General features: G+C 58.9%; 14 protein-coding genes. 4 read left to right on the top strand and 10 right to left on the bottom strand.

From position 1 onward, the window contains the following. Positions 1-3 precede the first annotated feature (3 nt). Genes DIT71_RS04180 through DIT71_RS04165 form a run of 4 tightly spaced genes read right to left on the bottom strand, consistent with a single transcriptional unit; the run spans position 4 to position 3977 of the window. On the bottom strand, positions 4-822 hold the full coding sequence (locus DIT71_RS04180) for an ABC transporter permease subunit (protein WP_114611957.1): 819 nt from the start codon (positions 820-822) through the stop codon (positions 4-6). Next, positions 815-1714, bottom strand: coding sequence for an ABC transporter permease subunit (locus DIT71_RS04175; RefSeq protein ID WP_114612328.1), 900 nt, complete (start codon positions 1712-1714; stop codon positions 815-817). Before DIT71_RS04175 ends, DIT71_RS04180 begins: the two co-directional genes overlap by 8 nt. Before the next feature lie 34 nt (positions 1715-1748). After that, the gene (potA, locus tag DIT71_RS04170) at positions 1749-2867 is read right to left on the bottom strand and encodes a polyamine ABC transporter ATP-binding protein (RefSeq protein ID WP_114611956.1); all 1119 of its coding nucleotides are present in this window, start codon (positions 2865-2867) and stop codon (positions 1749-1751) included. 3 nt (positions 2868-2870) lie between these two features. Next, complete coding sequence (locus tag DIT71_RS04165; protein ID WP_114611955.1) at positions 2871-3977, bottom strand: polyamine ABC transporter substrate-binding protein; 1107 nt, start codon at positions 3975-3977, stop codon at positions 2871-2873. Positions 3978-4265: 288 nt separating this feature from the next. Between DIT71_RS04165 and DIT71_RS04160 the strand changes: the two genes are divergently transcribed. Then, positions 4266-5630 (top strand): glutamine synthetase family protein, encoded by a 1365-nt coding sequence (locus DIT71_RS04160; RefSeq protein ID WP_114611954.1) that lies wholly within the window; start codon positions 4266-4268, stop codon positions 5628-5630. A gap of 7 nt (positions 5631-5637) precedes the next feature. On the opposite strand, the gene DIT71_RS04155 is transcribed toward DIT71_RS04160, so the two are convergent. After that, the gene (locus DIT71_RS04155) at positions 5638-7155 is read right to left on the bottom strand and encodes an aldehyde dehydrogenase (RefSeq protein ID WP_114611953.1); all 1518 of its coding nucleotides are present in this window, start codon (positions 7153-7155) and stop codon (positions 5638-5640) included. 212 nt (positions 7156-7367) lie between these two features. Here DIT71_RS04155 and DIT71_RS04150 point away from each other — a divergent pair, with 212 nt between their 5' ends. Next, positions 7368-8651 carry an NAD(P)/FAD-dependent oxidoreductase gene (locus tag DIT71_RS04150; RefSeq protein ID WP_114611952.1) on the top strand — a complete coding sequence of 428 codons (1284 nt, stop codon included), beginning with the start codon at positions 7368-7370 and terminating at the stop codon, positions 8649-8651. Positions 8652-8655: 4 nt separating this feature from the next. On the opposite strand, the gene DIT71_RS04145 is transcribed toward DIT71_RS04150, so the two are convergent. From DIT71_RS04145 to DIT71_RS04125, 5 genes are all read right to left on the bottom strand, one after another. After that, positions 8656-9162 (bottom strand): gamma-glutamylcyclotransferase family protein, encoded by a 507-nt coding sequence (locus tag DIT71_RS04145; protein ID WP_114611951.1) that lies wholly within the window; start codon positions 9160-9162, stop codon positions 8656-8658. Positions 9163-9178: 16 nt separating this feature from the next. Next, a complete protein-coding gene (locus DIT71_RS04140; protein ID WP_114611950.1) occupies positions 9179-10804 on the bottom strand; it encodes a phytoene desaturase family protein in 1626 nt (541 codons plus the stop codon). Between the two features lie 43 nt (positions 10805-10847). Continuing rightward, a complete protein-coding gene (locus DIT71_RS04135) occupies positions 10848-11249 on the bottom strand; it encodes a hypothetical protein (protein WP_114611949.1) in 402 nt (133 codons plus the stop codon). Between the two features lie 36 nt (positions 11250-11285). Next, on the bottom strand, positions 11286-12176 hold the full coding sequence (locus DIT71_RS04130) for a mechanosensitive ion channel domain-containing protein (RefSeq protein ID WP_167507447.1): 891 nt from the start codon (positions 12174-12176) through the stop codon (positions 11286-11288). A 90-nt stretch (positions 12177-12266) separates the two neighbouring features. Then, positions 12267-12407 (bottom strand): helix-turn-helix domain-containing protein, encoded by a 141-nt coding sequence (locus DIT71_RS04125; protein ID WP_264756325.1) that lies wholly within the window; start codon positions 12405-12407, stop codon positions 12267-12269. A gap of 278 nt (positions 12408-12685) precedes the next feature. Here DIT71_RS04125 and DIT71_RS18370 point away from each other — a divergent pair, with 278 nt between their 5' ends. After that, positions 12686-12880 carry an FAD-binding protein gene (locus DIT71_RS18370; RefSeq protein WP_264756322.1) on the top strand — a complete coding sequence of 65 codons (195 nt, stop codon included), beginning with the start codon at positions 12686-12688 and terminating at the stop codon, positions 12878-12880. Beyond that, positions 12877-13308: an FAD-binding protein gene (locus DIT71_RS04115; protein WP_264756321.1), complete on the top strand. Its 432-nt coding sequence runs from the start codon at positions 12877-12879 to the stop codon at positions 13306-13308. The genes DIT71_RS18370 and DIT71_RS04115 overlap by 4 nt, the downstream gene beginning before the upstream one ends. Positions 13309-13383 lie beyond the last annotated feature (75 nt).

The raw sequence follows: 13383 nt of genomic DNA, 5'->3' as shown, positions 1-13383 counted from the left end.
TGGTCAGCTCCTTTTCCGTTTTTCCTCACTTCGTCGCATCAGGTACCAGGCGACAAATGCAACAAGAGATACGACGATGATGATGATGGTGGCCAGGGCGTTGATCTTAGGGGATACACCCATCCGGACAGACGAAAAGACCACCATGGGCAGTGTAGTCGCACCGGGGCCAGAAACGAAACTCGCGATCACCAGATCGTCGAGCGAAAGCGTGAACGCCAGTAACCAGCCGGACACCAGTGCAGGGGCAATTACTGGCAGAGTGATCACAAAAAACGTTTTCAGTGGCGTGCAGCCCAGGTCCATGGCCGCCTCCTCCATGGAACGGTCCACTTCTCGCAGGCGGGCACTGACCACCACCGCCACGTAGGCACTGCAGAAGGTGGTGTGGGCAATCCATATGGTCGCCATGCCACGGTCCACTGGCCAGCCGATGGTCTGTGCCATCTGCACAAACAACAGCAACAGCGACAGGCCGGTGATCACTTCCGGCATGACCAGAGGTGCACTGATCATGCTGGATAGCAGGGTGTGTCCGCGGATGCGTTTGAAGCGGGTCATCACGAACGCACACAGGGTACCCAGGCACACCGCCATGCTGGCGGAGTAGAAAGCAATTCTCAGGCTCATCCACACGGCAGACAGAATCTGCCGATCCCGGAGCAGTTCCCCGTACCATTGGGTGGAAAAGCCCGCCCACACCGATACCAGCCTGGAGGCGTTGAATGAGTAAACAATCAACACGAACATCGGCAGATAAAGAAACAGCAGGCCCAGCGCCAGCATGATCTTCGAGAAACTGAACGCCCGCGACCTAACCATGCTTTTCCATCTCCCTGGCCTGGAAACGATGGAACAGTACGATCGGTATCAGTAACAGCGCCAGCATCACCATGGCGAGGGAGGACGCCACCGGCCAGTCACGGTTATTGAAGAATTCTTCCCACAACACTTTGCCGATCATCAGTGTATCTGGCCCGCCCAGCAGTTCCGGAATTACAAACTCGCCCACGGCGGGAATGAACACCAGCATGGAACCGGCAATGATGCCCGCTTTTGACAGCGGCAGGGTGATTGACCAGAAGGTGGTCAGGCTGCGGCAGCCCAGGTCCGATGCGGCTTCCAGCAGGCGCACATCGAGTTTTACCAGGTTGGTGTAGATTGGCAGCACCATGAACGGCAGATAGGCATAGGCGATGCCGAGTACCACCGCAAAGTTGGTGTTCAGCATCCTCAGGGGCTCATTGATGATGCCCAGCCACATCAGCAGGTTGTTCAGCAGGCCCTGGTTGCCAAGGATGCCCATCCATGCATACACGCGGATCAGGAACGAAGTCCACGATGGCAGCATCACCATCAATAGCAGCACCAGTTGCATCCGCGCTGAGGCACGTGCCATGGCATAGGCCATGGGATAGCCAATCAGCAGGCATACCAGTGTGGCGACGACGGCGATCTTGACCGACCCCCAGTAGGCGGCGATATACAGGCTGTCGGACAGCAGGAACAGGTAGTTGCTGAAATTCACCGCCACCGAGAAGGTGTTGTCCACAAAACTGAACACTGGTTCGTAGGGCGGGATGGCCATCACCGCCGACGAAAAGCTGATCTTCAGCACCAGCGCGAACGGCAGCAGGAAAAACAGCAGCAACCAGACAAAGGGAATGCCAAACACTACCCGACGATGGAACAGAACGGCACGCACCCGCGCCATCAGCAGGGCTGGCATCAGTTTTTTGGCCATGGCATCAGTTCCACAACAGGATGGGGCTGGAAGCTTCCCAGGACACAAACACCGTATCGCCCCAGGTCGGTCGCTCACCACGGCGTTCCACGTTGGCCATGGTGGCCTGAACGCGCTTGCCGCTGGCCAGCTTCACGTAATAGGAAGTGATGTCTCCCAGGTAGGCGATGTTATCCACGATGCCACGGCTCCAGTTGGTATCACCTTCTGGCTTGTCGCTGGTGAGGTAGATCTTCTCCGGGCGCAGGGCCAGGAGTGTCGCGGTGCTTTCCGCCGGGGTGGTTACGCCGCGGTCGATAAACACCGGTGCGTCCAACGCATCGCTGTTAAGCGTGATGCTGTCGGATTCATCTTCCAGAATATGGGCCTCAAAGATATTCACCGAACCGATGAACTCGGCCGTCATGCGGCTGTTCGGGCTCTCGTAGATATCGATGGGCGAACCCACCTGAGCAATGCGGCCCTGGGCCATGATGGCAATCCGGCTGGCCATGGTCATGGCCTCTTCCTGGTCGTGGGTGACCATCAGGCAGGTTGCGCCCACCTTTTCCAGGATTTCCACCAGTTCCAGTTGCATTTCCGTGCGCAGCTTCTTGTCCAGCGCGCCCATAGGCTCGTCGAGCAACAGCAGTTTCGGCCGCTTGGCCAGGGAGCGGGCCAGGGCCACACGCTGTTGTTGGCCGCCGGATAATTGCTGGGGCTTGCGCTTGGCAAAGCTCTCCATCTTGACCAGTTTCAGCATGGCCTCGACCCGGTCGCGGATTTCTCCTTTGGCCAGCTTGTCCTGTTTCAGTCCCATGGCAATGTTCTGCTCCACCGTCATATGGGGGAACAGCGCGTAGGACTGGAACATCATGTTGGTAGGCCGCAGGTAAGGAGGCAGGGCGGTAATGTCCTGGCCATCCACTACCACGCGACCGGCGTTGGGCGTTTCAAAGCCCGCGAGCATGCGCAGCAACGTGGACTTGCCGGATCCGGAACCACCCAGCAGAGCGAAGATCTCACCCTTATGGATTTCCAGACTCACGCTATCCACGGCCAGCGTGCCGTCAAAGCGCTTGGAGATGCCCTGAATGCTGAGTAACACCTCCGCTTGCGCGGAGGTGTTGTTGCCGTTTTTCACCCCTTAACGACCCGACTTCACGCTGGTCCAGGTGCGGGTCATCAGGCGCTGGGCGTCCTGGGGCCGGCCTTCCATGATGTACAGCTTCTTCATCACCTCATCGGTGGGGTAGATGCTGGTGTCGCTGAGGATTTCCGGGTCAACGAATTCGTTGGCCGGCTTGTTGGGATTGGCATACCACACGTAGTTGGTTACGTCCGCAATGATCTCCGGGCGCATCAGGAAATCCATCAGCTTGTGGGCGTTTTCCACGTTCGGCGCACCGGCCGGGATGGTCATCATGTCGAACCACAGCACCGCGCCCTCTTTGGGGATGGTGTAGCGGATGACGTTGCCGTTGCCGGCTTCCTCGGCGCGTGCAGCGGCCTGCAGGATGTCGCCGGAATAGCCGGCGGCAACGCACAGGTCACCGTTGGCCAGATCGCCAATGTACCGGGACGAGTGGAAGTAGGTAATATTCGGGCGAACGGCCCTGATCACTTCACCACCTTGCCTGATGTCGTCGGCATTGACGCTGTTCGGGTCCAGGCCAACGTAGGCCATGGCCGCGCGTACCATTTCCTCACCGGAATCCAGCATGGCAATGCCACAACCGCCGACCGCCAGCTTGGCGGTTACTTCCGGATCGAATACCAGGGCCCAGGAATCCGTGGGCGCGTCATCACCCAGGATTTCGCGGATGCGGCCCTCATTGTAACCGTAGCCGTTGGTGCCCCATAGATAAGGCAGGGAGAACTGGCTGCCCGAATCAACTTTCTCCAGGTCGTCCATCAGGTCCGGGTTCAGGTTGGTCCGGTTCGGCAGCCTGGTGTGATCCAGCTTCTCAAATGCCTGAGCGGAAATCTGCTTGGCCACGTAGTGGTTGGAAGGCACCACCAGGTCATACCCGGAGCGCCCGGAAAGCAGTGCTGCTTCCAGGATCTCGTTACTGTCGTAAACGTCGTAAATCACCTTGATGCCGGTTTCCGCGGTGAACTTCTCCAGCGTGTCCTCGGCAATGTAATCAGACCAGTTATAAACACGCACTTCCTCCGCAGCAAAGGCAGAGGACGCACCCAATGACACAGCAATAGCGGCGGCAAGGGCCGCAGGCTTGTAAAACTTCAACATCGGTGGTGTCCCTCATAGAAAAGGGATGGATACAAAGCGTGCAGGACGCACGCAGTATTTTGCAGGGCTTTCGCGCGATATGTATCACGAGAATGCAGTGTGCGCTACGAAAATCTTCGAGTGGGCATCCGGGGTTGTGCTTATCAGGGATGACCTTTTCAAAAGTGTCGCTGAACGTGGTTTATCCCTATCTTGCAAAACGTCCTGGAAAGCAGGATAAAGGAGCCTTGAAACCCCTGTGCCGGCCCCTCGCCACAGGCCTGTTCGAGTTTCAGGAAGGCTTACCTTATGGGTTCTGGTTTTGCGAGCGCTGGCGCATTTCTCGAGGCGCATCCCGAGCTGCAGTTTGTTGATCTGCTGATTCCGGATATGAATGGCATTGTTCGCGGCAAGCGGGTGGACCCCTCGGCGCTGGCGAAGGTGTTTGAGCGGGGTGTAGCCATGCCGGCGTCCATTTTTGCCCTGAACATCCAGGGCACTACCGTGGAAGAAACCGGCCTGGGCCTGGACATCGGTGAGGCGGACCGGGTGTGCCTGCCGATCGACGCCACCCTGACCATGGAGCCCTGGCAGAAGCGGCCGACCGCACAGTTGCTGCTGACCATGTTCGAGCTGGACCGCGAAACGCCATTTTTCGCAGACCCGCGTGTGGTGCTTCAGAATATCGTCAATCGTTTTTCAGAGATTGGTTTGACGCCGGTCGGCGCCTACGAGCTGGAATTTTACCTGATCGACCAGGAGAACCTGGCCGGCAGACCCCAGCCACCCAAGTCGCCCATTTCAGGCAAGCGCCCGGCGGGTACCCAGGCTTACTCCATTGATGATCTGGATGAATACGCGGAATTTCTGGCGGATGTGCTGGGTGCCGCCCGTGAGCAGGAATTGCCGGCGGATGCGCTGGTGGCGGAATCCGCCCCGGGGCAGTTCGAGGTCAATCTGCATTACGTGGCTGATGCTGTGCGCGCCTGTGACCATGCCACGCTTCTGAAGCGCCTGATCAAGAACGTGGCTTACGACCATGAAATGGACACCACCTTCATGGCCAAGCCATACCATAACCAGGCGGGTAGCGGCATGCACCTGCATGTGAGCCTGGTGGATGGCGAAGGCCGCAATGTATTCGCCGGAGATGCCGAGCAACCCAATGACATCCTGCGGTGGGCGATTGGCGGGCTGGTGGCCACCATGAACGACGCCATGGCGCTGTTCTGCCCCAACATCAATTCCTATCGCCGGTTCAGCCCGGAGTATTACGTGCCCAGTGCGGCTACCTGGGGGGTGGACAACCGCACCGCTTCACTGCGCCTGCCGGGCGGAGATCCGGATGCCCTGCGCATCGAGCATCGTGTCGCCGGGGCCGACGCCAACCCGTATCTGCTGATGTCCGCAGTTCTGGCGGGCATTCACTACGGCATTTCCAACAGGATTGAGCCGCCTCCTGTCACTATAGGCAATGCCCATGAACAGCATGAAGCGAGTCTGGTCAATAACCTGCGGGATGCGCTGCGGGAGCTGGGACAGTCCGCGGTAATGGCGGAGTACCTGGGTAGCCAGTTCCTTGATGTGTTCGTGGCCTGTAAAGAGCACGAACTGAACGAATTCGAGATGACCATTTCGGACCTGGAATACCTGTGGTACCTGCACACCGTTTAAACAACCACTATTCAATCACCAGCCAGGTGGCCTTGATTTCGGTGTACTTGTCGAAGGCATGCAGGGACTTGTCCCGGCCGTTGCCAGACTGCTTGAAACCGCCAAAGGGCGCGGTCATATCCCCGCCGTCGTAATGGTTGATCCACACGCTGCCGGCGCGGAGTGCTTTGGCAACCCGATGAGCGGTATTGATATTGGAAGTCCACACCGCTGCCGCCAGCCCGTAAATGGAATCGTTGGCAATGGTGATGGCTTCCTCGGCCGTAGTAAAACTGATTACCGACAGCACCGGCCCGAAAATTTCCTCCGCGGCGATGCGCATGCCGTTATTCGCGCGATCAAATACTGTGGGCTGAACAAACAGGCCGCCGGTGTCTTCCATTACCCGCTTCCCGCCTGCTACCAGGGTCGCCCCTTCGGACTGGCCAATGCCGATGTACTCGATAATACGGGCCAGCTGGGCCTGGTCGACGATGGCACCGCAGGTGGTCGCGGGGTCCAGAGGATGGCCGGGTTGCCAGGATTCCAGGGCTTCACGGATCAGTCCGATGAACTCGGCACGGATGCTTTCTTCCACCAGTAGCCGGCTACCGGCGGTGCACACTTCGCCCTGGTTGAAGGCAATGGCAGTGGCCGCCGAGGCGGCGGCTTTTTTCAGGTCCGGCGCGTCCGCGAATACGATGTTGGGGCTCTTGCCGCCGGCTTCCAGCCATACCCGCTTCATATTGGACTGGCCCGCATAGATCATCAGCTGCTTGGCCACGTTGGTGGAGCCGGTAAATACCAGGCAATCCACATCCATATGCAGCGCCAGGGCCTTGCCTACCGTGTGGCCGTAGCCCGGCAGTACGTTGAATATCCCCGGGGGAATGCCGGCTTCTTGCGCCAGTGCCGCCAGGCAAATGGCGGTAAGAGGGGATTTTTCCGAAGGCTTGAGAATTACCGAATTGCCGGTGGCCAGGGCCGGTGCAATCTTCCAGGCAGCCATGATCATCGGGAAGTTCCAGGGCACGATGGCGGCCACCACCCCCATGGGCTCACGGGAAATCATGCCGATCTGATCATGGGGTGTCGCGGCCAGTTCGCCGTAAACCTTGTCGATGGCTTCAGCGGTCCAGCGTACGGCGCGTGCGGTTGCCGGCACATCCACGCCGCGGGCGTGACCAATGGGCTTGCCCATGTCCAGGGTTTCCAGCAGCGCCAGTTGGTCGCCATGGGCTTCGATCAGATCTGCGAAACGGATAAGAACGGCCTTGCGTCTGTCAGGAGCCAGTTGGCTCCAGGCGCCGCTTTCGAAGGCGTTCCTGGCGGCAACAACGGCAAGGTCCGCATCGGCCTGGTTGCAACTGACCACACTGACCAGCTCGCGCCCGTCAACCGGGCTGATGCAGGCAAACGTCTCGCCACTGACAGCCTCCCGGTAAGCGCCATTTATAAACGCGCGATTCTCCAGAGTGAGTTGGTCTGCCAGGGCCTGCCATCCGGCCAGGTCTTTGGGTGTTGTGGTGCGCTGGGAATGATTCATGGCTGTCTCGCAGGCAGGGATTTTGACCAATCATAGCAGCACTTTCGTGGCCAATCGCTGCCTCTGATATAGGTAGAAGAACCTGTCTTCCGCAATCTCGGGGTGTGGCATAAACTGGCGTCGGCGTTGCTTTTTCCAGCCGCCTCCAGATTCGTTTTAAAAAGCTCCTGATCAGCTCCTGATCAACCCGTCACCCTGTATGGCGTAGCATCATGACCCAGTATGCCCCGGCTCCTTCCTATTACATGGCCTCTGCCAATCCCGCACCGATACGCCCGCCGCTCAGGGGCCAATGCGAGGCTGACGTGTGCGTGGTGGGCGCCGGATACACAGGTTTGTCCACGGCGTTGTTCCTGGCCGAGGCCGGATTCCGGGTAGTCGTGCTGGAAGCAGCAACCGTGGGTTGGGGTGCGTCGGGCCGCAACGGCGGCCAGATTGTGAACAGCTTCAGCCGGGATCTGGACAGCATCGAACGCCAGACAACACCAGACCATTTGCATCTGCTGGCCGACATGGCCTTTGAAGGCAGCCAGATCATCCGCCAGCGGGTTCGGGATTACGGCATCCGTTGTGATCTGAAAGAAGGTGGAATCTTCGCGGCCCTGAACCCGCGACAGCTTGAACATCTGAATAACCAGCAGACCCTATGGCGCCGGTTCGGCTACCATCAACTGGAACTGCTGGATAGGCAAGCCATCTGTGGCAGCATCGGCACTGACCGTTATGTTGGCGGGGCTATCGACCATACTGGCGGGCATATTCATCCGCTCAATCTGGCGCTGGGTGAAGCGGCTGCCCTGGAATCCCGGGGTGGCGTGATTCATGAACATTCCGAAGTCGTACGGATTATTCCGGGCCAGCCGGCAACAGTGAAGACCGGGGAAGGAGAGGTCAGGGCGCAGTTCGTGGTGCTGGCAGGGAATGCCTACCTGGGCGGGCTGGTGCCGGAGCTGGGCGCAAAGTCCATGCCCTGCGGCTCGCAGATTATCGCTACCGAATCGCTGGACGAAGCCACCGCCAAACGGCTGCTACCCGACGATAACTGCGTGGAAGACTGCAACTATCTGCTGGACTACTTCCGGCTCTCCGGCGACAGGCGCCTGCTCTACGGTGGTGGAGTGGTATACGGCGCCCGCGACCCGGCCAATATCGAACGGCTGATTCGTCCCAACATGCTGAAAACCTTTCCGCAATTGGCGGATGTGAAAATCGATTACGCGTGGACTGGTAATTTCCTGCTCACCCTGTCACGTCTACCGCAGATGGGCCGCCTGCAGCACAATGTATTCTATTCCCAGGGCTGCTCCGGCCACGGCGTCACCTTCACTCACGTCGCGGGGAAGGCTCTGGCTTTGGCTATCGAAGGCCAGGCTGAACGCTTCGACGCCTTTGCCAGCCTGCCGCACTACCCCTTTCCTGGTGGGCGCTTGTTCAGGGTGCCATTCACAGCATTGGGTGCCTGGTATTACGGGTTGCGGGACCGGTTAGGAGTGTGAGCAATTAGTGGGTGATCCTGTGTTGCCCATAAATCGCCAATTCCCGTTCGTGTCGCTTGTACCTGGGGTCGTTGATCGATTCCACGGCCTCGATCTGCGCAATATAATCCGCCGGCAGACCGTTTTCCCGGGCGCCGATCAGAACGTGGTCCTTATACCAGTGGAAAGGTTTCAGTGAAGTATTGATACGGGTGGCAAAGTACATCCAGGCCCGCAGGTAACCTTCCCCGGTAACCAGTTCTACGTGCTTTTCGTCATATCCGCGCCCCAGTGCTTCATGCCGGTCCAGGTCTGGCTTTTCGTTGTCGGCGATCTCGTAGACCACACCGATCACCCGGTCTTGCGGATCTTCCGTCTCCGCTGCGTCGCATTTGGCGGAGCCGTCCATGGCGGCTTTATGGAAGCGCAAGCGGTGGGCATGCAGTTGGGCGACAGTGACAAACCGGGCCGATGGGACCCGGGCCTGAAGCCTGCGCTGAGACATATTGGAGCCGTAACAGAAGCAGAACATCAAATCTCCCTATGCGTTAACCCACAAACATCTTTTTGGCCAATGGCAGCCCCCTGAGGCCACTAACTGCCACGGTTGCCAGCAACCCACCGATCATGGCCCCTGCCACACCACAGGTCATCACATCCTGGCCGGTCAGGTAAAGGCCGGGTATGCGGGTTTTGGGCTTGAGCCAGTCCTGCTCGAAGCGGCCGGGGGTGTGGTTCAGGCCGTAGATTTCACCTTTACTGTAGCGGCAGAAATAGTCGGTGGACAGGGGCGTGGACAACTCGTAGTAATCCACCTTGCCTTCAAGATGCGGGAACTTCTCATACAGTTTTGCCAGCAGCCGCTGGGCGAAGGCTTCCTTCTTTGCTTCGTAGTCCTCGCCACGCTTGCCCCAGGTTTTATCCGACCATTCCTCGTACCACTCGTAAGGCCCGGGGGCGACAATTTCGATGGTGGCTCTGCCGGGGTAGCGCTCCGCAAAGCTCGGGTCCTTGGCGGAGGGGAAGGAGATGTAGGTCAGCGGAATATCGGTCTCCTCCGGGGCCGCCATGAAGTCACTCAACTGCTTTTCGTAGTCGGCACCCGGGTAGATCCAGTAGTTGGTTTTCGGCAGCTTCAGGTTCTGGGCGGTATCCTGCAGGCCGATATACAGGCAGTTGCTTGCCATGGAGCGCTCTACGGTTTTCAGCTTCTGCTGGTAATAGTCCCGCTGCGGCGCGGTTTGCGGCAGCAGTTTGCCGAAGGTGTTGAACACCCCGGCATTGCTGATTACCAGCGGGGCATGGACTTCCTCGCCATCTGCCATACGGACACCAACGGCCTTGCCTTTCTGGATCAGGATGTCGGTAACGTCGGCGTAGGTGAAGACCTCGCCACCGCTCTGCTGGATCACCGGGATAATGGTCCTGGCCATTTCCGAGGCGCCACCAATGGGGTAGTAGCCACCGTAGAGGTAATGGCGCGCTATTAGGGCGTGGATGATAAAGCTGGATTCAGCTGGCGGCAGGCCGTTGTCGCCCCACTGGCCGGTCAGCACGGCGATCAGTTCCTGGTCGCTGGTCAGGCCTTCCAGAACCTCGCGGGTGGGGCGGTTCAGAAACGCAGGCGCGGTTCGGTTCACCACCTTGCGCAGGGGGCCCGCGGCCAGGTCGGGCAGCACTTTGCCGATGACCAGCGCAGGCATGGCTTTGGCAACCTGCTTCAGGTAATCAAGGTAAGTGTCGATGGCCCGCGCTTCACCGGGAAAGGCTTTTTTCAGTTCGGCTTTGAAATTGTCCGGCCCGGCCACCAGATCAACATGGCGGTCGCCAATGAAGATGCGGTCAAAGTGGCTGTCCATGGGCGCCCACTTCAGCTGGCCGTCGGTGATGTGATCAAACAGGCGCTTGGTTAGGGTGTGGTCCGCGCCGACATCGCCGATGTAGTGAACGCCCACGTCCCATTCGTAACCATTACGGTCGTAACTGTGGGTAAATCCGCCAGCGGTGTAGTGCTGCTCGAACACCACCACCTTCTTGCCCAGTTTGCTCATGCAGGCTGCGGTGGTCAGGCCGCCAATACCGGAGCCGATAACAATGGCATCGTAGGGACCCTCCAGGCGGTTGGCACGGTAACGCCGGCCGACACGAATGGTGCTGGGTTTGGGGCTGTTCATGGTGCCTGGTCCTTGTGAGAGGGTTCGTTATCCGCGGCGTTCATCACCATCCCCTGACTTTGGCTGCAATGTATGGCGCCAGGGCCGTTACCAACAGTACAACTGGCCAGATGTTGCCGTCCCGGAACAGGTAGGCCTCGAAAAGCTCGGGCCATGGCTTACCCTGAATAACCCGGCCAAAGCTGAATTCGAATGCCAGGGTAAGGCAGAGCCAGCCGATGCCAATCGCTGCGTAACCTGTCAGCGGCAGCGGCCCGAACCAGGGCAGCGTCAGGTAGGCCACTGCAAGAATGAGGCCGCTCAGCATAACACCGCTAAGTACCATCCCGGTGGGCTTGCTCATCACCGGGATCAGTATTGCCTCGCGCAATAGGCCATTGGCGATGGCCAGAATCACGATGCCTATCCACACCAGGAAGACCTTGAAAGCGACATTCGGGATCAATGGTTTCTCCTGTGATGTCCTGACTGCGGACCTTTCTCAGAGGTCCCTCTCCTGCTTTTCATCATCGCAGGGGCGGGGCTCCTGGTTGAAGAAATCGGTGCTGGCAAAAACCTCTGAAAGAATAGCCTGCTCGATGTAACTGCGCTGTCCGGATTTGACCGGCAGCCGGACAGTGAGGTGGATTTCACTGGCAACCGGGGCCTGGATGGTCACCCGTGGGTCTACCGAGGGTGCTTCCAGACCCCGCAAAACGCCGACCTTGTTCATATGCTTGCGGGCAGATTCCAGATAGGGTCTGCAGTGGCGATTGGCAGCTTCCAGCAGAGCTTTCTGGGCGGCCTGCCAGTCGTCCTCCCGTTTAAAGGGCACGGTAAAAACGTGGAAGTCCCAGTGGTCGGTAAAACTTTCGTTGGTGACCGGTTCAGACACGAACAGAGCGTTGGGTATGACAACCATGCGGCCCGTGCGCTGATGGCCAGTCTTGCCCGGGCCAACTTCGAGGATGGTGGTCGCCAGCAGGGTCTGGTCGATAACATCACCGCGGAAATCCTTCACCTGTATGCGGTCACCCAGATTGAAAGAGCCGGCGCCGCTCTTGAGAATCGCGCCGGAAACGCAGAGGATCAACTCCTTGGTCGCGACCACAAAGGCGACGGCGATGGCTACGATGGACAATGCCAGGGAACGGATCTGGTCTCCCCAGATCAGCGCCACCCCCAGAATGCCCAGCAGCAGAAAACCGTTGCGAAAGTTTACCAGCAAGCGACCCCGCAACTCGGAGGATGCCACGTTTCGCCGTATAAAACGGGCGGTCAGGGTTCGCAGGATGATGATGGCGAGCAACAGCAGACCGGTGCTGATCAGCAGCCTCCACATGGAGTCCGGCAACGAAAAACTTTCAGGGGTCAAAGCCAAACTCTCGAGCATGTCTCAGTTCCACGATGGGGTGAATATAACAGTGCATTGTCAGGGCAAAGCGGGGATGTAACAAGACAAAAGGTGGGGCTGGCAGCGGGGTTAGTTTTGCTGTTTGCGCCAACGCACCGGCGGTGAACCTGTCCACCGCCGAAAGGCACGATAGAAGGTGCTGACCTCCGCGAAACCCAGAGACTCGGCAATCTCCGGCAGCGAGGCATTGGTATCAGCCACGGATTGCAGCGCCCGCCAGCTCGCCCTGCCGCATGCCAGAGCCGGGTGATGTCGTCGATAGGCCAGCGTTCATGCTCCCGCGCAGCAGCCGGAATGCCTGCCGTGGCCAGCAGGGTGTCGGTGCTGACGGTCAGGCGTTGTGCGGTGGCAAAAACGGTGTTCACCCAGCCAAGGGAAACGGTGGCCTATAATGTCAATTTAAATGGCCTTTGAAGTCAATTTTAAAGCCATGGTACCGGTATATCTTTGCTTCAGACAACTCATTGCCAGCAGGTCGGAGGCGGGGTATGGCCAAAATGATTGCTTCAGATGTTCTGGTGGTCGGGGGAGGCCTGGCCGGTATTGTCGCAGCACTTGAAGCCCTGCTAGCCGGGAAGAGTGTCACCCTGGCAGACCGCGATACTGCTGACAGTATGGGCGGCCTGGCGCTGTGGGCCTTTGGCGGGAAGATGCTGGTAGGCCGTCGCTGCAGAAACGCATGAAGATTGCGGATTCTCCAGAGAGGGCTCTGGAGGACTGGCTGCGCAGGGAAGGCATCAAACTCCTGCCGGCGGTCAACTGGGTGGAGCGCGGCCGCCTCGGCGATGGTAACCGTCTGCCCCGTTACCATGTAATCTGGGGCACGGCCCGGGAACCGGTCCGCTGCCTGCTGGAGGCTCTGCACCGTGAAAACAGTGCCGGAAAGCTGACCCTGCTGCACCAGCACAGGATAACCGCACTTGACCATGAAGCCGGTAAAGTCTGCAGTGCCGTGGCGATCAACGAAGCAAGCGGCAGTGAGGTCCGGCTGACCTTCCCTGCGGTGGTACTGGCTACTGGCGACATCAACGGCAGCCACAGGGAATGCCGCGCCGATTGGCCGGTCGCTCGTCCGCAACCTGCCCGGTTTTTCCACTATTATCCCCTGTAAATCCGCCCTTTGGCTGAACCACCGGGGTGAACGCATCGGCCCGGAGCTCCTGGTTACCGGATTCGATACCCACTG

The organism is Marinobacter vulgaris (assembly GCF_003344045.1).
In the GTDB taxonomy this organism is placed as follows: Bacteria; Pseudomonadota; Gammaproteobacteria; order Pseudomonadales; family Oleiphilaceae; genus Marinobacter; species Marinobacter vulgaris.
Note: the sequence above shows the minus strand (reverse complement) of the source record. Positions and strands in the feature narration are given on the sequence as shown.